Below are 18,525 nucleotides of genomic sequence, written 5' to 3'. Positions count from 1 at the left end.
GTGGATCAGTTTTCCGCCTTTGCGCGGCAGTATTCGGCCACGCCGTCGCGCGATCAGGGCGGTCGCCTGCCCTGGACCCCGGTTGAGCAGCTTCCGCCCGCCATTCAGCCGCTGATCATGGCGCTGGCCCCCGGAGAAGTCACCGCACCGCTGCCGATCCCGGGCGGCATCGCGCTGTTCCAGTTGCGCGACATCGAGGAAACCGGCCGCCCGCGGCGTGAATATTCCGCCATCGATTATGCCGCCTATTACATCCCCGGCGGTCGCAGCCCCGAGGCCTTGGCCCGGGCGGCGGAGATCCGTACGCAAGTCGACCGTTGCGATGACCTCTATGGCGTGGCCAAGGGACAGCCCGAACAGGTGCTGAGCCGCGTCACGAAGGCCCCGGCAGAGATCCCGCAGGATATCGCGATCGAACTGGCAAAGCTCGATCCCGGCGAAGTATCGACGGCCCTCACGGGGAGCGACGGGCGTACGCTGGTCTTTCTGATGCTCTGCAGCCGGACGGCAGCCGTGAATCAGGAGGCTGACCGGGATCAGGTGGTGGGGGCGCTGCGGCAAAACCAGTTGCAGGGCTACTCCGACCAGCTGCTGGAACAACTGCGCGCCGACGCCCGCATTTCACGGCAATGACCACAGGTCCGTCGCTGCCGGTCGTCCTGTCCTGCGGCGAACCGGCGGGCATCGGCCCCGAGGTCGCAGCGCGCGCCTGGGCAATTTTGGCCGCGGAACTGCCAATGCTCTGGCTCGGGGATCCGCGGCATCTGCCGCAGGATATTCCGCACCGTCTCGTGACTGATCCGGCAGAGGCCGCAAGCCCTTCGCCCGACGCCTTACCTGTTCTGCCGATGGATTTCGGCCCCCCCGCCCAACCGGGGCAGCCTGATGCCGCGCATGCGCCGCATGTCATCGCCGCCATAGACAAGGGGGTCGCACTCGTCCGCAGCGGGGCGGCATGCGCGCTTTGCACGGCACCTATTCACAAGAAGGCGTTGATCGACGGCGCCGCTTTCGCGCATCCCGGCCATACCGAATATCTCGCCCATCTCGCGGGGGTGGAGGATGTCGTGATGATGCTCGCGTCCGAATTGCTGCGCGTCGTACCCACAACCATCCACATCGCGCTGGAGGAGGTGCCAGCGGCACTGACGTCCCAGCGGCTGCGAAAGGTGATCGAGATCGTCGAAGCCGGATTGAAGAGTCACTTCGGCCTTTGCGCGCCCCGCCTCGCGGTAGCGGGGTTGAACCCCCATGCCGGTGAGGGCGGCGCCATGGGTCGGCAGGAACTCGACTGGATCGGCCCGCTGCTGACCGAAATGCGCGGCGAGGGCTTCGATCTTTCGGGCCCCCTGCCTGCGGATACAATGTTCCACGCCGCCGCGCGCGCGCGCTATGATGCCGCGATCTGCATGTACCACGATCAGGCTCTCATCCCGATCAAGACGCTCGATTTCGACCGGGGCGTGAATGTCACTCTGGGGCTGCCCTTCGTCCGGACCTCCCCCGACCACGGGACAGCCTTCGACATTGCCGGGCGCGGCATCGCCAATCCGACAAGCATGGTGGAGGCGATCCGCCTCGCCCACCGGATGGGCACGGCATGAGTGCCATCGACGATCTGCCGCCCCTGCGGGAGGTGATCGCCCGGCACGGCCTTTCCGCGCGCAAGGCGCTGGGGCAGAACTTCCTGCTGGACCTCAACCTGACGGCCAAGATCGCCCGACAGGTCGGTGACCTTTCCGAGTGCGACGTGCTGGAGATCGGCCCCGGCCCCGGCGGTCTGACGCGGGGGCTGCTGTCCGAAGGGGCGCGCCGGGTGCTTGCGATCGAAAAAGACCCACGCTGCATTCCCGCCCTCACCGAAATCGCGGAGGCCTATCCCGCGCGCCTGCAGGTCGTCGAAGGCGACGCGTTGGAGATCGACCCGCTCGGCTATCTTGCCCCGCCCATCCGGGTCGCGGCCAACCTGCCCTACAACATCGGCACCGAACTGCTGGTGCGCTGGCTGACCCCTGCAGAGTGGCCCCCGTTCTGGGAAAGCCTGACGCTGATGTTCCAGCGCGAAGTGGCCGAACGCATCGTCGCACAGCCCGGCAGCAAGGCGTACGGCAGGCTCGCCATCCTCGCCCAGTGGCGCAGCGAGGCGCGTATCGTCATGCAACTGCCCCCGGGGGCCTTCACGCCGCCGCCCAAGGTGTCCTCCAGCGTCGTCCACCTCAAGGCCCTGCCGGAGCCGCGCTTTCCGGCGGATGCGCAGGTGCTGTCGCGCGTGGTGGCAGCCGCCTTCAACCAGCGGCGCAAGATGCTACGCTCCGCGCTCAAATCGCTGACCCCGGATATCGAGGACCACCTTCGTGCCGCAGGCCTCACACCCACCGACCGGGCGGAGCAGATCACGCTCGAAGGTTTCTGCGCATTGGCGCGCGAGCTTGCGCCGCGGATGGGGCAAGGCGTGGGCCGCTCCCCCGAAAAGTAAAAGGCCCAGCTATCGGGCCAGCCCGTCGCACTTCGTTGTGCAGGTGAGCGATACCAAGCTCACAGTCGTGGAGTGGTATCGTTAGAAAGCGAGAATATGCTTGACCTCAGGTTAGGTTGAACTCCAACGCTTGTCCTGACCTGAAAAATTAGGGCGCGCGTTTTTTGACATCACTCTGGATATTTGCAGCTATCGGAACGGCTGCCTGTTTCGCGATTTCAAGTCTTCTTGCCTACGATGCGGCCCGGACATTGGGCGCGATAGTTTTCAGTTTTTTGCGAATGTCGTTAGTCGCAGTCGGCTTTGCCGTACTGGCCCTTACCTCGGGTTTCGACACCTCGCTCAGCTTAACAGATATCTCGTTGCTGGTTTTGTCGGGCATTCTAGGCGTCTTTCTTGCGGATACACTGCGCTACGCGTCATTGGCGCGTATTGGACCGGCCCTTCAATCCTTGTTGAACACGACCACTGCGCCTTTTGCGTTGGTTCTTGGATTTGTGATTTTGGGGCAGGTCGTCAGTGAACTTGCTCTTTTCGGCACTGCCATCGTGTTTGGCGGTCTCGTCTTAGCTATTTTTTCGCGTAACTTCGCTGCGCTAACGCGTTTCTCGGGGGAAAGAAGCAACGTGACTGGCGGCGTCCTTTTTGGCTTGGCATCCGCACTTTCACAGGCAGGAAGCGTCCTTATCGCAGCGCCCGTCATGCTTGACGGAGCGGATCTGGTTTCGGCGACATTCATTCGATCTCTGGCCGGATCGCTCAGTCTGCTGCTACCTGTGGTCCTGTCTGCGGAAAGGAAAGCGCAGATTGGGTCAATGCCGAAACCGGTCGTTGGTCAGGTGTTTTTGAGCGCAGCAATTGGCACCGGGCTGGGAATGACTTTGCAACTCTACGCCCTGAGCAGTGGTCCGGTTGGCGTCGTCTCCACACTCGCCGCGACGACTCCTCTGATCATTTTGCCCCTGATCTGGGTTCTGGGCAAAGCACGCCCTCCCGGCTTAGCTTGGATCGGCGCAATTTGCGCGGTTGCAGGGGTAACGCTGATCGTCAATGCAGGATGATCTGGCCCAGCGATGCCGAAAAAGAGCGGCAGCTCCGTCCGCGCGGCGGACGTTGAGGGCAGGCTCACAAATATTTTCCTCGAAGCCTTAGCCTACTGCGGCGTCACACTTACAAGAGTCTTCACCGTAGGCTCCACCACGAATCGCAAAGGCCCCGCTATCGCGAGGCCCCCGGGGTCATTCTGCCGCTTCGTTCTGGCCGTCGCCCCCGCCCTGCGGCTTGCGCTTGCGGCGGGGCTTTTCGGGTGCGGGTTCCGAAGCGCCTTCGCCGGGCTGATCGCCGCCCGACGTATCCTGCGAAGAACCGCCGGCCTCTTCGGGCTTCGGCTTGCGCCGGGGCGCGCGCTTGGCCTTCGGCTTCATTTCGGGTGTTTCGACAAGGGTGCTGCCGTCCTGAACATCGTCCTGTCCGCCATCGTCCTGTCGGTCCCGTCCGCCGTCGTTCGACCGGTTGCCCCGGTCGCCATCCTGCCCGCCATTGCGGTCGCCGCCCTGATTGCCGCCGCCGGAGGACTGGTTGCCCTGACCGTCGCCGCCCGAGGAGCCGTTCGATTCCCGTTCCTGCCGCTCGGCGCGATCACGGTCGCGTTCGGCCTGACGTTCCCGGTTCTGGCGTTCCTGTTCCTCCCGGCGCTGATCAATCTCGCGCTGGGCCTCGCTCAGCAGGCGCAGATAATGTTCGGCGTGCTGCTGAAAGTTTTCCATCGCCACGCGGTCGTTGCTCAGCTGGGCATCCCGCGCCAGCTGATTGTATTTCTCGATGACCTGCTGTGGCGTGCCACGCACCTTTCCTTCCGGGCCGGAACTGTCGAACACACGGTTGACGACATTGCCGCCCCCCTGATTCTGGCGGTTACGGTTGTTCTTCGACCGGGATCGGGATCTGGAAGATTTCATGAAGTGATTTCAGCCTTCGGTGCTGTGGTTCGTATTGTCCGGGAGGCAAGTCGCTGCCATCTGACAGACCCGGTGATGCGAGATGTTGGGCTTGACGCCGCGCGGGACCGCCTTTGGGGGCATCCACCGCTGCAACACCCTTGAATAAGCACGGGATCGCGCGTTGAGCAAGCGCAAACTGCAAATCGGGGCCAGTTTCACGGCGCAAAAGGCGTTTTCAGGCCGGTGTATCGGCCCAGACGACCCTGTCGCGCCCATCGAGATCCTGCACGACCCGTACCCTGCCCCAGCCCGCCTGCCGGAACAGCGCGGCCACCGAAGCGCCCTGGGTGGCGCCGATTTCCACCAGAACGCGGCCCGTCGCGGTCAGATAGCCCTGCGCTTCGGAGGCGATGACTCGGTAGGCGCTCAGCCCGTCGGCACCATCGGTCAGCGCCATTTCGGGTTCGTGATCGCGCAATTCCGGCGCGACCCCGGCCATCTCCTCCTGGGCGAGATAGGGGGGATTCGACACGATCAGGTCGAACCGGCCCTCCACCTGCCCGAACCAGTCCGAGCGGATGATCGAGGCGCGGTCGGCGATGGCGTGGCGTACCGCATTGGCGCTGGCCTGAAGGCAAGCGGCCTCCGACAGGTCCGCGCCCACCCCGGTGGCCGATGGGCGTTCGGCCAGAAGGCTCACGAGGATGCACCCCGATCCGGTGCCAAGGTCGAGCACACGGGCGAAAGGCTCTGAGAGGGCAAGTTCGATCAGCGTTTCGGTTTCCGGTCGCGGGTCCAGCACGTCGCGGCTGATCTCGAAATCCCGCCCGTAGAAGGCGCGCCGCCCCACAAGCTGCGACACGGGCACCCGCACCGCACGCAGGGCCACGAGGTGTTCGTAGCGCTCGGCGATTTCCGGGGCAATTTCCTCGGGTGCGATCAATGTCACGCGCGCGGCATCGACCGAAGCGGCATGCGCCAGCAGGATGCGCGCATCCCGCGCCGGGTCAGGCACGCCAGCCGCGCGCAGCCGCGCGGCCGCCGCCGCCATGGCCTGCGCGGCGGTGGGCGCGCTCACGCGTTCATCTCGGCCAGGGCGCGGGCCTGGGCATCCGCCGTGAGCGCGTCAATGATCTCGTCCAGATCGCCCTGCATGACCGCATCGAGCCGATAGAGCGTGAGGTTGATCCGGTGATCGGTCATGCGGCCTTGGGGAAAGTTATAGGTCCGGATCCGTTCAGAGCGGTCGCCCGATCCCACCTGCGCCGCCCGGTCGGCGGAACGCGCGTCATCCATCCGGCCGCGTTCCATGTCATGCAGCCGGGCCTTCAGCACCTGCATCGCCTTGTCGCGGTTGCGATGCTGCGACTTTTCCGAAGAGGTCACGACGATGCCGGTGGGCAGATGGGTGATGCGCACGGCGGAATCGGTCGTGTTCACGTGCTGGCCGCCCGCGCCCGACGACCGCATGGTGTCAATCCGCAGGTCGGCGGGATCGATCTGGATATCGACGTCCTGCGCCTCCGGCAGGACCGCCACGGTGGCGGCGGAGGTGTGGATGCGTCCGCCGCTCTCGGTTGCGGGCACCCGCTGCACCCGGTGCACGCCGCTTTCGAATTTCAGCCGGGCAAAGACGTTCTGACCCGTCACATGGGCCACGATTTCCTTCACCCCGCCCAGTTCGGTCAGCTGCTGTTCGATCAGGTCGAACCCCCAGCCGCGCAGTTCGGCATAGCGCTGGTACATGCGCAGAAGGTCTGCTGCGAAAAGCGCCGCTTCCTCCCCGCCGGTGCCGGGGCGGATTTCCAGCATCGCAGGCTTCGCATCGGCGGCGTCGCGTGGGAGCAGTGCAAGCTGCAGCGCCGCCTCGGCTTCCGGCAGGGCCGATTTCAGGCGGGGCAGCTCCTCCTGCGCAAGCTCGGCCATCTCCGGATCTTTCAGCAAGGCCTTGGCCTCCGCCATATCGTCCAGAAGCTGACGATAGGCGTCGATCTGCTCGACCACGGGTCGCAACTCGGCATATTCCCGGGCAAGGGCCGCGTAATCGCCCCCGTCGGAGCCCGACGCCATGGAGGCCTCCAGAAACTGGAAGCGCCGGGTGATCTGTTCTAGTCGGTCCATGGGGATCATGCGGTTCTGTCGCTGATAGAAGTACTTTGGTCAAGGCCCGGCGCATGCTAGGATCGCGCCATGCCACGCAGTGCCCAAACCCTCTGCGCCATGCTTTTCATGGCCACTGTCGCCCCGGTCGCGGCGGATGTGACGGCCCCCTCGGGCCGGACGATCGATTGCTATTGCACCGACCGCAGCGGCGCACGCGTTGAACTGGGCGAAACGATCTGCATGCAGGTGGACGGGCGGATGTTCATGGCCCAGTGCCAGATGTCGCTCAACGTGCCGATGTGGCGCGAAGTGCAGCAGGGGTGCCTGTCATCGCGCCTCGACCTGCCCGATGACCCGGTCCAGCCGCGCGGCGTTGACGCCAAAATCTGACCGCCCGAACCTGAGCCGACCATACAGCGCCACCCCATCGGGGCGCCGCTCCAGCGTCGTGTAGTCGGGAAACCCCATGACCCGGCTGCGGGTGACATAGGTAACGCGACCGGCCTCGGGCGAGCCGCTCAGCACGCGGGTCCGTGGGAGCGCCCGCATCTCACGGTCAAGCCGCGCCATCAGATCGCTGCCGCCCTGCAGGATACGCACCGCGCTGCCTTCCCCATCAGCATCCGCCCCTGCGGTCACGGGCCGATGCCAATAGGCGACGTCCGACGGAGCAAACCGCACATAGAGCGCGATCGCCAGAGCTATTCCCAACATGGCCCATATGATCCACCCCATGGTCTTCACCCTTTCTCAAATACTCATGCCCTGCGCTTCAACGATATCCGACGCCGAAGGGGTTGAACAACGCTTGACCGCTCGCCCCTATTTACCGGCCCGCATCCGCGCGCCCAGCAGGCACAGGATCTCCGTCGCCACATGCGCCCCGGCAATGGCGGTGGCGCCCGTCGTGTCGAAGGGGGGCGAAACCTCCACCACATCGCCGCCACGGATGTTGATGCCCGCAAGGTCCCGCAGCATGATCGCGCATTGCGCGCTGGTCAGACCGCCCCAGACCGGCGTGCCCGTACCGGGCGCAAAGGCCGGATCCAGCGCATCGATGTCGAAGGTCAGGTAACAGGGCCTGTCCCCCAGAACGGATTTGATCTTTTCCACCGCCGCTGCCGGTCCCTTTTCATGCACTTCGCGCGCGTCGATGGTTGTCACCCCCATGGTATCGGGGTTGGTCGTGCGGATGCCCACCTGAACGGAGGTCGCCGGATCGACGATGCCGCTTTTCACGGCCTTGTAGAACATCGTGCCATGGTCGATCCGGTCCATGTCATCGTCCACCCAAGTGTCGGAATGGGCGTCGAACTGGAGCAGGCTGATGGGGCCGTGTTTCTCCGCATAGGCCTTCAGGATCGGAAAGGTGATGTAATGATCCCCGCCCAGCACGACGGAGGCCGCGCCCGCCTCCAGGATGCCACGGATATGGTCCGTCAGCGCGGCAGGAAAGCGGCTCACATGGCCATAGTCGAAGGCAAGATCGCCGTAGTCCGCGATGGCGTATTCGCTCAGGACGTCGAAATCCCAGCCATAGGGCGGATCATAGGGCTGCAGGCTGCTCGCCTCGCGGATCGCGCGCGGGCCCAGCCGCGTGCCGGTCCGGTTCGTCACCGCCTGATCGAAGGGTACGCCGGTCACGGCGATATCCACACCCGTCAGATCCTTGGTATAACGGCGGCGCAGGAAAGACGTGGCACCCCCGAACGCATTCTCGAAACTCGGGCCTTTGAGGTCTTCGCGCGTAAAGGCCTGATCCACCTGGCTCTTGGCGTCCTCCAGTCCCATCACTTGCCTCCCACGGGCTGGGCGCGTTCCACGATCCGCGCAAAGAAGGACGCGCCCACCGGGGCGACCTCATCGTTGAAATCATATTCCGGATGGTGCAGCCCGGCCCCGTCCCCCTGCCCGAGGAATAGATAGGCCCCCGGGCGGCGCTCCAGCATATAGCTGAAATCCTCGGCTCCCATGACGCTTTCGACGGCATCGTCCACCGCTTCGGCCCCGGCCACATCCCGGGCGGCCTCGGCTGCGAAGCGGGTCTGCTCGGCCGCGTTGATCGTCGCGGGATACCCGACCTCGTAAATCAGTTCCGCCGATACGTCATAGCTGGCGGCCTGCCCGTCCACGATCTGCTGCAGACGACGCATGACCATGGCCTGCACGTCCTTGTCAAAGCTGCGCACCGTGCCGTTGATATAGGCGGTTTCCGGGATCACGTTATCCGCCGAACCGGTGTGGATCTGGGTGACCGAGACCACCAGTTCCTGCGTGGCCTTGTGGTTTCGGCTGACGATCGTCTGGATCGCCTGTGCCATGCCGCAGGCCGCCACGATAGGATCGCGTGTCTCATGCGGGCTGGCGCCGTGACCGCCGTGGCCTGTGACATGGATATGGAAGGTATCGACCGCGGCCATGATCGGCCCCGGCGTGGTGAAGAACCCGCCCAGTGGGAGGTTCGGGGCGTTGTGCAGGGCATAGACTTCCGCGATGTCGAAACGCTCCATGATGCCTTCGGCCACCATCGCCTCCGCCCCGCCGCCGGTTTCCTCGGCGGGCTGGAAGATCAGCGCCACCCGGCCGCGGAAATTGCGCGTCTCGGCAAGGTAGCGCGCGGCGCCCAGCAGCATGGTGGTGTGGCCGTCATGTCCGCAGGCATGCATCTTGCCCGGATGGCCGCTCGCATGGTCGGCGCCGGTCGCCTCAGCGATGGGCAGCGCGTCCATATCCGCGCGCAGTCCGATGGTCGGTCCGTCGCCCTGCCCGTTCAGGATAGCCACCATGCCGGATTGCGCGAAACCTTCGTGCAGCTCGTCCACGCCGAATTCGCGCAGGCGTTCGGCGACAAAGGCGGCCGTCTTCGGCAGGTCGTTGCCCAGTTCCGGTATGGTATGCAAATGCCGCCGCCAGGCTTTCATGTCGGGCGCAAAAGCGGCTATGCGGTTCACGATGGGCACGTCTGGACTCCTTGGCCGGGGTTTGGTCAGGTCGCATCTGACACCGAAGCCGCGGAGGCCGCAATGCCACAGGACCCGATTTTTGATCAAAAGCCGGGAATAGAACGACTGCTCGCCATCATGCGCCGCCTGCGGGATCCTGAAACCGGCTGCCCGTGGGATATCGAACAGGACTTCGACAGCATCGCCCCCTACACGATCGAAGAAGCCTATGAGGTCGCCGACGCCATCGAACGCCGCGACTGGCCGGACCTCGAAGGGGAGTTGGGCGATCTGCTGTTGCAGACGGTCTATCACACCGCCATGGGCGAGGAGCGCAACCTGTTCTCCTTCCAGTCGGTGGCCGAAGCGATTTCGGACAAGATGATCGCCCGGCATCCGCATGTCTTCGGCGATGAAAGCCGCGACAAGTCCGCCGAACAGCAGACCCGCGACTGGGAGGCGATCAAGGCCGCCGAACGCGCGGACAAGGCTCAGGGCGGCACGCTGGACGGGGTGGCCGTGGGGCTGCCTGCCCTTCTGCGCGCCTACAAGCTGCAAAAGCGCGCCGCCCGCGTGGGCTTCGACTGGCCCGCGACCGACCACGTGATCGACAAGATCGCCGAAGAGGCCGCCGAACTCGTCGAGGCGCGCGACAGCCTGTCCCACGCGGAGGTGGAGGAAGAGTTCGGCGACCTGCTCTTCGTGATGGCCAACCTCGGGCGGCATCTGGGTGTCGAACCCGAAGCGGCGCTGCGCCGCGCCAACGCCAAGTTCACCCGCCGGTTCGAAGGGGTGGAGGCGCGGCTGGCGCGGTTGAGCAAGACACCGCAGGACAGCACGCTCGAAGAGATGGACGCGCTCTGGGACGCGGAAAAGGCAGCGGAACGCGGCTGACCCCGCCCCGCGCGGGCAGAGCGGCTGGACAAGCCACCCCCCATGCGGCAAGGCTCCGCCCAACGACAGGACAGCATATGACCCCGCGCAAGATCATCATCGACACCGACCCCGGGCAGGACGATGCCGTGGCCATCCTGCTGGCACTGGCCAGCCCCGAAGAGATCGAGGTGCTGGGGATCACCTGCGTCGCGGGCAACGTGCCGCTGGAACTGACCGCGCGCAATGCCCGCATCGTCTGCGAACTGGCGGGCCGATCCGATATGCCCGTCTTTGCCGGCTGCGACCGGCCCCTTGGCCGCGCGCTGGTGACCGCCGAACATGTCCATGGCAAGACCGGGCTGGATGGCCCCAGCCTGCCCGAACCCACCATGGCGCTGGCCGAAGGCCACGCGGTGGACTTCATCATCGCGACCCTGCGCCAACATCCCCCGGGCAGCGTGACGCTCTGCCCTCTCGGTCCGCTCACCAATATCGCGACAGCGCTCCAGCGCGCGCCCGACATCGCGGAACGCATCGCCGAGATCGTCCTGATGGGCGGCGGCTATTTCGAGGGCGGCAACATCACCCCGGCGGCCGAGTTCAACATCTACGTCGACCCGCAGGCCGCCGATGCCGTCTTCCGCTGCGGCGCGCCCCTCGTGGTGATGCCGCTCGATGTGACGCACAAGGCGCTCGTGACCAAGCCGCGCAACGATGCCTTCCGCGCGCTGGACACCCCCGTGGGGCTTGCCGTGGCGCAGATGACCGACTTTTTCGAGCGGTTCGACAAGGAGAAATACGGCTCCGAAGGCGCACCGCTGCATGATCCCTGCGTGACGGCCTATCTCATTTCGCCCGATCTCTTCTCGGGCCGCCACATCAACGTGGAGATCGAGACGACTTCGGAACTCACTATGGGAATGACAGTCGCCGACTGGTGGCGGGTTACCGACCGTGCGCCCAACGCCACCTTCGTGGGTGATATCGACGCGGACGGCTTCTTTGACCTGCTGACCCGAAGGCTCGCCCGGCTATGAGCGCGGCAATCACCCTTGCAGCGCCTGAGCATCTCGACAGGCTCGTGGCCCTTGTCACGGCATTTCACGCAGAGGCCGGGATTATCATGAGCGATGAGGCGCGCCGCGCAGGCCTCGCCCCCCTGCTGGAGGGCATCCCCCATGGTGCCGCCTACCTCATCGGCCCGCCCCGCGCGCCCATCGGCTACGTGGTGATCACCTTCGGCTGGTCGGTGGAATACGGCGGTCTCGACGCCTTCGTCGACGAGATCTTCGTGCGCCCCGGCGTGCGCGGGCGCGGCATCGCCTCCGAAGCGCTCATCGCCCTGCCCCGTGCGCTGGCCGCGGGCGGGCTGAAGGCGATCCACCTCGAAGTGGCGGCGGACAATGAAACCGCCATCGCCCTTTACCGCCGGTCGGGCTTCACGCACCGCGAGGGGCGGCTGCTGATGTCGCGCAAGCTCTGACAAGCGCGCACTGCGAACTGGCAGAACCGCCGGGCCGCCCCTATATCTGGGGCATGAGTTATGCAGCCCCCTTCGACAACACCTATGCCACCCTGCCAGAGGGTTTTTACACGCGGATCGAACCGACCCCGGTCCGCGCGCCCCGGCTTCTGGCCTTCAACCACGGCCTCGCGGCAGAACTCGGCCTGCCAAAGGCGGAGGACAGCACGCTGGCGGCGATCTACTCGGGCAACGAAGTGCCCGAAGGTGCCGCCCCGCTGGCGCAGCTTTACGCCGGGCACCAGTTCGGCAATTTCAATCCGCAGCTGGGCGACGGCCGCGCCATCCTTTTGGGCGAAGTACGCATGCAAGACGGCGGCCGCCGGGACATCCAGCTCAAAGGCTCCGGCCCCACGCCCTATTCGCGCATGGGCGACGGTCGCGCATGGCTGGGTCCGGTGCTGCGCGAATACGTGATATCGGAGGCGATGCGGGCCATGGGCGTGCGCACCACCCGCGCCCTCGCCGCCGTCGCCACCGGAGAGGCGATCTTTCGCGAGGCGGGCGCCCTGCCCGGTGCGGTCCTCACCCGGGTGGCTCGCAGCCATCTGCGGGTCGGCACCTTTCAGGTTTTCGCCCACCGCAAGGAGAAAGAGGCGCTGCGCACCCTCACGGATTATGCCATCGCGCGCCACTATCCCGATGCCAAAGGTCCGCTCGACCTGCTGAAGGCAGTAAGCGAGGCGCAGGCCGATCTGGTGGCGCATTGGCTGTCGCTGGGCTTCATCCACGGCGTGATGAACACCGACAATTGCTCCATCGCCGGGGAAACGATCGACTATGGGCCCTGCGCCTTCATGGATGCCTTTCATAACGGGCGGGTCTATTCCTCCATCGACCGGCAGGGCCGCTATGCCTACGGGGCCCAGCCCGACATCGCGGTCTGGAACATGGCGCAACTGGCGACCGCGCTGATTGCGCAGCTGGACGACCCGCAAGCCGCGGTGGAAGATGCCACGGCGATCCTGCATGAGATGCCCAAACGGCTGGAGTCTGCATGGCTGCAGCGCTTCGCGGCCAAGATCGGCATCACCACACCGCGTGAGGGCGATCTCGACCTCATCCAGCGCCTGCTCACCCTGATGCAGACGGATGGGGCGGATTTCACCAATACCTTCCGTGCTTTGGGCGAGGGTACGGCGCGCGATCAGTTCACCGACCGGGAGGCATTCGATGCCTGGTCACGGGATCACGCCGACCGGATTGAGGCGGAACCCGATCCCGAAGCGCTGATGAACCGGGTGAACCCCGCGATCATTCCCCGCAACCACCGGATGGAACAGATGATCGAAGCCGCCGTCGCGGGCGACATGGCACCGTTCGAACGGCTGATGAAAGCCCTAGCGACGCCTTATGAGGCCAGCGATCCGGACCTCGCGCGCCCACCGCGCGAGGATGAAATCGTTCCCGCCACCTTCTGCGGCACCTAAGGGAGGGGCCGCGCGCCCCTTCACCCTTTCACAAATACTCTATCCCGCCGCCGCGATCCGGGGTCTGCGGTTGATGAGATAGATCCCCGCCGCCACCAGCACCAGCGCCGCCCAGACCGACGGGGCCACGTTCTCGGACAGCAAAAGCCAGCCGAGCAGCACGGAAAACACCGGCGACAGGAAGCTGAAAGAGGCGACCGAGGCGGCGGGATAGATCGTCATCAGCCAGAACCACGCCAGGAATCCGAGGCTCGCAACCGCCACCGTCTGAAAGCCCAGCGCGGCCACGTGGATCACCTCCACCTCGCGCAGCAGCGGCCCGAAGGCGGGTGCGGCGAGGAGCAGCAGCGGCGCGGAAACCCCGACCTGGCAGATCAGCTGCTGCGCCGGCGGGATCGTGACCAGCCGCGTCAGCCGGACCGACAGCGCGATGGCCGCCCAGCACAGCGCCGCGGCGAGCGCCAGCAGATCGCCCGCCCAGCTTACGGCGGCGCCACTCCGGTCGCTCAGCGCCAGTGCAACACCCGCCATGGCCAGTAAAAGCCCCAGCCCGCGCAGGCCTGAAACCCGCTCCCCCGGCAGAAGGAAATGCGCGGCGAGCGCCAGCCAGACAGGCATGGAATAGAAGATCACCGAGGCACGCGAGACACTCGTGAGGTCAAGCGCTAGGAAAAGGCAGAAGAACTCCAGCGCGAACAAAACCCCCGCCGCGAGGCCCGCGCCCCATGCCGCGCGCGGGATACCCACGGGGATGCCACGCAGCCACATCCAGAGCAGCAGCACCAGAACGGCCCCGGCGGACCGGGCACCGGCGGCGAAGACCGGGTTGAACCCTTCGTTCGTGACCTTGATGACGACCTGATTGAACGCGAGATGCAGGGCGAAGGCGATGAGCGCCGCCGCGCCGAAGGCATCCATATGCGTCTTGCGCTCCATCCCGACAGAAGCGCGGGGAAAGCGCCGGATGTCAATGCGATGCGCGTGCCCTCCCATCCTGCGGGGAAGCACGCCGCTGGATCGGGCCACCCTATGCCGGGGCCCGATCCGATGTCTTCATGTAAGGCTTAAGCAGCCTGCTGACCGCCCGGCCTGCGGCCACCACCACCGCGGCGACGCTTGCGGCCACCGCCGGGCTTGCCGCCCGCGCCCTGTGCGCCGTCGCCGCCCCCGCCACCGGGACGACCGCCGCCCGGTCTGCCGCCGCGACCACGGCCACGCCCGCCCCGGCCCTTGGGCTTGTCGGGGGCGTCCATCGCCTCCCACGGGCGGCCGGAGGCGACGGGAATGGCGATACCCATCGTCTTCTGGATCGCCTTCAACTCTCCCATTTCGTCGGGTGCGCAGAAAGCGACAGCGGCGCCGTCCTTGCCCGCGCGGGCGGTCCGCCCGATCCGGTGCACGTAGTTGTCGGGGACGTTGGGCAGGTCGTAGTTGTAGACATGCTTCACATCCGGGATGTCGAGCCCCCGGGCCGCCACGTCCGTGGCCACCAATACGGTCAAATCACCGCTCTTGAACCCTTCGATGGCGCGGTCACGCTGGCCCTGGCTCTTGTTGCCGTGGATCGAAGTCGCATCGAATCCGGCCTTCACAAGCGTCTTCATCAGCTTTTCCGAACCGTGCTTCGTGCGCCCGAAGACCAGTGCACGCTCTCCCCGGTGCTTGGACAGCAGTTCGATCAGCAGGGAGGTCTTTTCCGCCTTGGCGATGAAATGAACCTCTTGCGTGACCTTGTCCGCGGCCTTGCCCGGGGGGGACACCTCGATCCGGATCGGGCTTTGCAGGTAGCTGTTGGCAATCTCGTTCATCAGCTTGGGCATCGTGGCCGAGAAGAGCATCGTCTGCCGGTCCTTCGGGATCACGCTGGCGATCTTGCGCAGGTCGTGGATGAAACCCATGTCCAGCATCTGGTCGGCCTCATCAAGGACGAGGAAAGTCGTCTCCTCCAGCCGCACGGCGCGGCGGTCCATCAGGTCCAAGAGACGGCCCGGCGTGGCCACCAGCAGGTCGACCCCGCGTTCCAGCCGCTTGATCTGGGGGTTGATCGACTGGCCGCCCACGACCATCGCCACTTTCAGCGGCGTCCCCTTGGCATAGTTGCGCAGATGCACCGCGATCTGGCTGGCCAGTTCGCGCGTCGGCGCCAGTACGAGGCCGCGCACGCTGCGCGGGTTGGGGCGGCCTTCCATGGCCATCATCTGCGCCACCAGCGGCACGCCGAAGGCGGCTGTCTTGCCCGTGCCGGTCTGGGCAAGGCCCATGACGTCACGCCCGTTCATCCCATGCGGGATCGCCTGTTTCTGGATCGGTGTCGGGTCCTTCAGACCCAGTTCGAAAAGCCGTGCCACCAGTTCGGTCGGCAGGCCCATCATGTCGAAATCGCTCATATCTCTTCTTTCGCACGCCCCGAGGGGGCGCATCAGCTTGGCCGCGCCCATCACCGGACGCCGCAGGGTCGCGCAAAGCGGATCGCGGGCGCAGGCCATATACCTCGCACCCGTCCGCAGCGCCTGGCCCCACGCGTGATTTTGGGAACAACGGCGGGCCTTGAAAGCCGGTATGCGCAAGGGATCGTCGGACCCCGGCACCGGAACTGCTCACGCGGCAGAAGGCATCGCCTGACGCCCACATGGCCCCTTGGCGCGCACAAGTCAACCGCCGGGGGCAAATCACGGTGGCACGCCCGCACGTTTGCGGTTACATCGGAGCCTCCCCCAAGGACCCGAAGGCCCGCCATGAGCAAACCGATCATCAAACGCTGCGAAGCCATGGGCCTGCGCATGACCGGCCAGCGGCGCACCATCGCGCAGGTCATCGAAGACAGCGACGACCACCCCGACGTGGAAGAGTTGCTGGCCCGCGCGCAGCTCATCGACAGCGCGATTTCCATCGCGACGGTCTACCGTACCGTCAAGCTGTTCGAGGAAGCGGGCATTCTGGACAAGCTGGAATTCGGCGACGGGCGCGCGCGTTACGAAGACGCGGAGCGGGACCACCACGACCACCTCATCGACATGCAGTCGGGTGCGGTGATCGAATTCGTCGATCCCGAGATCGAGGCGCTGCAGGAAAAGATCGCCGCCAAGCTGGGATATGAGCTGCGCGGGCACCGGCTCGAACTCTATGGCGTCCCGCTGGGAAAGGACCGCAGATGACCGACCGCCGCGAAAATACCGACCGTGACCGCCCCCTGCTGGCGGTGCTGATCGACGCGGACAACGTGCCCGCCAAACATGCCGCCGCCATTATGCGCGAAGTCGCCTCCATCGGGGAGCCTGCGCTGCGCCGGGTCTATGGCGACTGGTCCAACGATCACCTCAAGGGGTGGAAAGCGCCGATCCGCGAACTCGGGCTCGTCGCGCATCAGGAAACAGCCAATACCACCGGAAAGAACGCCAGCGACATCGGGCTGGTGATCGACGCGATGGACATTCTGCATACCGGGCGTTTCGATGTGTTTGTCATCGTCTCGTCGGACAGTGACTTTACATCGCTGGTCAATCGCCTGCGCGAACAGGGTATCACCGTGATCGGCATCGGCGAGAAAAAGACCCACGATTCGCTGCGCAACGTCTACAACCGTTTCATCCTGATCGAGAACCTCGATGGCACGGCCACGCCCGACACCCCGCGCGGCAGCACCGCCAAGGCCGAAAAGGCGCTGCCCCTCTTCCGGGAAGCGATGGACAAGATCGAGACCGAAGATGATTGGTACAACCTCGGACAGGTCGGACAGGCGATACAGGCCCGTCACGCCGATTTCGACGCGCGCACCTACGGTTTCGGCAAATTGTCGAACCTTGTAGCCGCGCTCGACGCGCTGGAAACACGCCGCACCGGCAACCGGCTGATGATCCGCCTCAAACCCTGAAGAAGCCTCAGCGCAATGCGCCGGATTTCAGGCCATGGATATCCTGCAGGGCCGGGTTTTCCGGGTCCGCATCCGTGCGGGGCAGAACGCTGATGCTGCCGTCCGCTTCCAGAATGACCGTCTGGACGTTTTCCATATCCGCGAAGCCGTTCTCCCGCACCGCCGCCAGAACCTCGTAGCGGCTGATCCTTTCGCGGTTCATCTCCTCGCTTTGGAAGGCATCGTGGTGATAAAGCAGCGAGGGTGCCGCACGCACCGTCCGGCTGACGACGGGCCAGCGGATCATCGCGCGGGTCAGCAGCCATTGCAGCACCAGCAGCGTTCCGATGGCGGCCACGGAATCGGCGATCGACACGCTGTCCGACAGGATGCCCGAGGCCATCAGGGAGCCCATGGCGACCGTCACCACCCAGTCGAAATTGTTCATCTGCGCGGTGGACCTCTTTCCGCTGAGCCGGACGAAGCCGACCACGGCGACATAGACGATGGCCGCGCTGACGACCACGTCCAGAAGCCTTGTCACACTGTCGAACAGAAACGGATTTTCCATGGGCGCACCTCTCGACGTCCAACGCGTCAGCGGGCCTTAAGTTCGCTGTCCCGCTCCTTTTCGGCGCCGGGCTCTTTGGGGTCGGGATCATCCTTCGGGGCGCGACTGATCAGAACCGGCAGCAGAACGCTCAGCACCAGCAGGCGTGCGATGTGGCAGGCCGCGACGAACCCCGGCACCACGCCCAGCACCACGCCCATGGCGATCATCGTCTCCAGCCCGCCGGGGGCAAAGGCCACCAGCACATGGGCGAGCGGCATGCCCAGTGCAAATGCGACCGGCACAGCCGCCGCGGCGGCAAAGGCAATCGCGATGAGCGTGATCGTCAGCCCCGCCCCCAGACCGCTGCGCACCTGCGCCAATGTCAGCCCCGCGAAACGGGTGCCGATCAGCGCGCCCAGCACAAGATACGCGGGCAGTATGAGCCAGCCCGGCACGTTCCCGTCCAGCAGCCCGCCCAGATGACCCACGGCAGAGGCAGCCATCGCCCCCATCAGCAGGGGTGCGGGCACCGAAAGCCGCCCCATGACCCGGCCCAGCAGTACCGCCGCCGCCGCAACGGCCAAAAGCGCCACCGGTCCCAGCGGCACGCCCGCGGGCACCAAGCCCCCGGTCAGGCGAACGCCCATGGCCAGCGCCACGAAGGGCACGACGATGGTCAGCGCCAGCAGTCGCACCGACTGGCTGACCGCGATCCGCGTCAGGTCCGCCCCGGTGTCCGCCGCCATGGCGATCACGAAGCTGAGGTGCCCGGGTGCCGCCGCCAGCAAGGCCGAGCGCGCATCGAAGCCGAAATACCGCGCCAGCACCCGCCC

General features: G+C 65.7%; 21 protein-coding genes. 11 read left to right on the top strand and 10 right to left on the bottom strand.

Annotated elements, in window-relative coordinates; all coding sequences use genetic code 11:
* The 4 genes from A3728_RS18195 to A3728_RS18180 all read left to right on the top strand — a co-directional run.
* A partial coding sequence (locus tag A3728_RS18195; protein ID WP_201722345.1) for a peptidylprolyl isomerase occupies nt 1-633 on the top strand: 633 nt, incomplete at its 5' end.
* The gene (gene pdxA / locus A3728_RS18190; RefSeq protein WP_067927010.1) at nt 630-1,604 is read left to right on the top strand and encodes a 4-hydroxythreonine-4-phosphate dehydrogenase PdxA; all 975 of its coding nucleotides are present in this window, start codon (nt 630-632) and stop codon (nt 1,602-1,604) included. The genes A3728_RS18195 and pdxA, both read left to right, overlap by 4 nt.
* Entirely contained in the window at nt 1,601-2,476 is an 876-nt protein-coding gene (gene rsmA, locus A3728_RS18185) for a 16S rRNA (adenine(1518)-N(6)/adenine(1519)-N(6))-dimethyltransferase RsmA (RefSeq protein WP_067927007.1), read from the top strand. Before pdxA ends, rsmA begins: the two co-directional genes overlap by 4 nt.
* A 164-nt stretch (nt 2,477-2,640) precedes the next feature.
* Nucleotides 2,641-3,537 carry a DMT family transporter gene (locus tag A3728_RS18180; protein WP_067927003.1) on the top strand — a complete coding sequence of 299 codons (897 nt, stop codon included), beginning with the start codon at nt 2,641-2,643 and terminating at the stop codon, nt 3,535-3,537.
* A gap of 177 nt (nt 3,538-3,714) precedes the next feature.
* On the opposite strand, the gene A3728_RS18175 is transcribed toward A3728_RS18180, so the two are convergent.
* The 3 genes from A3728_RS18175 to prfA form a co-directional block, all read right to left on the bottom strand.
* The gene (locus A3728_RS18175) at nt 3,715-4,434 is read right to left on the bottom strand and encodes a DUF4167 domain-containing protein (RefSeq protein ID WP_067927000.1); all 720 of its coding nucleotides are present in this window, start codon (nt 4,432-4,434) and stop codon (nt 3,715-3,717) included.
* Nucleotides 4,435-4,651: 217 nt separating this feature from the next.
* Nucleotides 4,652-5,494, bottom strand: a complete 843-nt coding sequence (gene prmC / locus A3728_RS18170) for a peptide chain release factor N(5)-glutamine methyltransferase (protein ID WP_067926996.1) — start codon at nt 5,492-5,494, stop codon at nt 4,652-4,654.
* Nucleotides 5,491-6,546 (bottom strand): peptide chain release factor 1, encoded by a 1,056-nt coding sequence (gene prfA, locus A3728_RS18165; RefSeq protein WP_067926993.1) that lies wholly within the window; start codon nt 6,544-6,546, stop codon nt 5,491-5,493. The genes prmC and prfA overlap by 4 nt, the downstream gene beginning before the upstream one ends.
* A 60-nt stretch (nt 6,547-6,606) precedes the next feature.
* Here prfA and A3728_RS22495 point away from each other — a divergent pair, with 60 nt between their 5' ends.
* Nucleotides 6,607-6,909 carry a hypothetical protein gene (locus A3728_RS22495; protein WP_443069116.1) on the top strand — a complete coding sequence of 101 codons (303 nt, stop codon included), beginning with the start codon at nt 6,607-6,609 and terminating at the stop codon, nt 6,907-6,909.
* On the opposite strand, the gene A3728_RS18160 is transcribed toward A3728_RS22495, so the two are convergent.
* The 3 genes from A3728_RS18160 to A3728_RS18150 form a co-directional block, all read right to left on the bottom strand.
* Nucleotides 6,847-7,254 carry a DUF1499 domain-containing protein gene (locus tag A3728_RS18160; protein ID WP_067926990.1) on the bottom strand — a complete coding sequence of 136 codons (408 nt, stop codon included), beginning with the start codon at nt 7,252-7,254 and terminating at the stop codon, nt 6,847-6,849. The two genes, A3728_RS22495 and A3728_RS18160, sit on opposite strands and share 63 nt — an antisense overlap.
* A gap of 87 nt (nt 7,255-7,341) precedes the next feature.
* On the bottom strand, nt 7,342-8,310 hold the full coding sequence (gene speB / locus A3728_RS18155; protein WP_067926989.1) for an agmatinase: 969 nt from the start codon (nt 8,308-8,310) through the stop codon (nt 7,342-7,344).
* Complete coding sequence (locus A3728_RS18150) at nt 8,310-9,479, bottom strand: M20 aminoacylase family protein (protein WP_067926987.1); 1,170 nt, start codon at nt 9,477-9,479, stop codon at nt 8,310-8,312. Before A3728_RS18150 ends, speB begins: the two co-directional genes overlap by 1 nt.
* A 63-nt stretch (nt 9,480-9,542) precedes the next feature.
* Here A3728_RS18150 and mazG point away from each other — a divergent pair, with 63 nt between their 5' ends.
* The 4 genes from mazG (at nt 9,543) to A3728_RS18130 (ending at nt 13,289) form a co-directional block, all read left to right on the top strand.
* Entirely contained in the window at nt 9,543-10,355 is an 813-nt protein-coding gene (mazG, locus tag A3728_RS18145) for a nucleoside triphosphate pyrophosphohydrolase (RefSeq protein WP_067926984.1), read from the top strand.
* A gap of 77 nt (nt 10,356-10,432) precedes the next feature.
* Nucleotides 10,433-11,374, top strand: coding sequence for a nucleoside hydrolase (locus A3728_RS18140; RefSeq protein ID WP_067926982.1), 942 nt, complete (start codon nt 10,433-10,435; stop codon nt 11,372-11,374).
* Nucleotides 11,371-11,820, top strand: coding sequence for a GNAT family N-acetyltransferase (locus A3728_RS18135; RefSeq protein WP_067926979.1), 450 nt, complete (start codon nt 11,371-11,373; stop codon nt 11,818-11,820). The genes A3728_RS18140 and A3728_RS18135 overlap by 4 nt, the downstream gene beginning before the upstream one ends.
* 53 nt (nt 11,821-11,873) lie before the next feature.
* On the top strand, nt 11,874-13,289 hold the full coding sequence (locus tag A3728_RS18130) for a protein adenylyltransferase SelO (RefSeq protein WP_067926975.1): 1,416 nt from the start codon (nt 11,874-11,876) through the stop codon (nt 13,287-13,289).
* Nucleotides 13,290-13,328: 39 nt separating this feature from the next.
* Here the strand turns inward: A3728_RS18130 and A3728_RS18125 are convergent, their stop codons facing one another.
* Nucleotides 13,329-14,225, bottom strand: a complete 897-nt coding sequence (locus A3728_RS18125) for a DMT family transporter (protein ID WP_067927019.1) — start codon at nt 14,223-14,225, stop codon at nt 13,329-13,331.
* Nucleotides 14,226-14,353: 128 nt separating this feature from the next.
* Nucleotides 14,354-15,676 (bottom strand): DEAD/DEAH box helicase, encoded by a 1,323-nt coding sequence (locus A3728_RS18120; RefSeq protein ID WP_067927014.1) that lies wholly within the window; start codon nt 15,674-15,676, stop codon nt 14,354-14,356.
* 348 nt (nt 15,677-16,024) lie between these two features.
* Here A3728_RS18120 and A3728_RS18115 point away from each other — a divergent pair, with 348 nt between their 5' ends.
* Nucleotides 16,025-16,444 carry a Fur family transcriptional regulator gene (locus A3728_RS18115; RefSeq protein WP_067926972.1) on the top strand — a complete coding sequence of 140 codons (420 nt, stop codon included), beginning with the start codon at nt 16,025-16,027 and terminating at the stop codon, nt 16,442-16,444.
* Complete coding sequence (locus tag A3728_RS18110; protein ID WP_067926969.1) at nt 16,441-17,160, top strand: NYN domain-containing protein; 720 nt, start codon at nt 16,441-16,443, stop codon at nt 17,158-17,160. Before A3728_RS18115 ends, A3728_RS18110 begins: the two co-directional genes overlap by 4 nt.
* Before the next feature lie 7 nt (nt 17,161-17,167).
* Here A3728_RS18110 and A3728_RS18105 read toward each other — a convergent pair whose 3' ends face one another.
* Both A3728_RS18105 and A3728_RS18100 read right to left on the bottom strand, forming a co-directional pair.
* On the bottom strand, nt 17,168-17,710 hold the full coding sequence (locus A3728_RS18105; RefSeq protein ID WP_067926965.1) for a DUF421 domain-containing protein: 543 nt from the start codon (nt 17,708-17,710) through the stop codon (nt 17,168-17,170).
* A 26-nt stretch (nt 17,711-17,736) separates the two neighbouring features.
* The coding region (locus A3728_RS18100) for an AbrB family transcriptional regulator (protein ID WP_067926961.1) at nt 17,737-18,525 on the bottom strand (789 nt) is incomplete at its 5' end.

The organism is Sulfitobacter sp. HI0040 (genome assembly GCF_001634885.1).
In the GTDB taxonomy this organism is placed as follows: domain Bacteria; phylum Pseudomonadota; class Alphaproteobacteria; order Rhodobacterales; family Rhodobacteraceae; genus Sulfitobacter.
Note: the sequence above shows the minus strand (reverse complement) of the source record. Positions and strands in the feature narration are given on the sequence as shown.

Coding starts and splice junctions, on each gene's coding strand:
- pdxA (WP_067927010.1), top strand. CDS start 630: ATGACCACAGGTCCGTCGCTGCCGGTCGTCCTGTCCTGCGGCGAACCG.
- rsmA (WP_067927007.1), top strand. CDS start 1,601: ATGAGTGCCATCGACGATCTGCCGCCCCTGCGGGAGGTGATCGCCCGG.
- A3728_RS18175 (WP_067927000.1), bottom strand. CDS start 4,434: ATGAAATCTTCCAGATCCCGATCCCGGTCGAAGAACAACCGTAACCGC.
- prfA (WP_067926993.1), bottom strand. CDS start 6,546: ATGATCCCCATGGACCGACTAGAACAGATCACCCGGCGCTTCCAGTTT.
- A3728_RS22495 (WP_443069116.1), top strand. CDS start 6,607: ATGCCACGCAGTGCCCAAACCCTCTGCGCCATGCTTTTCATGGCCACT.
- A3728_RS18160 (WP_067926990.1), bottom strand. CDS start 7,254: ATGGGGTGGATCATATGGGCCATGTTGGGAATAGCTCTGGCGATCGCG.
- speB (WP_067926989.1), bottom strand. CDS start 8,310: ATGGGACTGGAGGACGCCAAGAGCCAGGTGGATCAGGCCTTTACGCGC.
- mazG (WP_067926984.1), top strand. CDS start 9,543: ATGCCACAGGACCCGATTTTTGATCAAAAGCCGGGAATAGAACGACTG.
- A3728_RS18140 (WP_067926982.1), top strand. CDS start 10,433: ATGACCCCGCGCAAGATCATCATCGACACCGACCCCGGGCAGGACGAT.
- A3728_RS18135 (WP_067926979.1), top strand. CDS start 11,371: ATGAGCGCGGCAATCACCCTTGCAGCGCCTGAGCATCTCGACAGGCTC.
- A3728_RS18130 (WP_067926975.1), top strand. CDS start 11,874: ATGAGTTATGCAGCCCCCTTCGACAACACCTATGCCACCCTGCCAGAG.
- A3728_RS18125 (WP_067927019.1), bottom strand. CDS start 14,225: ATGGAGCGCAAGACGCATATGGATGCCTTCGGCGCGGCGGCGCTCATC.
- A3728_RS18120 (WP_067927014.1), bottom strand. CDS start 15,676: ATGAGCGATTTCGACATGATGGGCCTGCCGACCGAACTGGTGGCACGG.
- A3728_RS18115 (WP_067926972.1), top strand. CDS start 16,025: ATGAGCAAACCGATCATCAAACGCTGCGAAGCCATGGGCCTGCGCATG.
- A3728_RS18110 (WP_067926969.1), top strand. CDS start 16,441: ATGACCGACCGCCGCGAAAATACCGACCGTGACCGCCCCCTGCTGGCG.
- A3728_RS18105 (WP_067926965.1), bottom strand. CDS start 17,710: ATGGAAAATCCGTTTCTGTTCGACAGTGTGACAAGGCTTCTGGACGTG.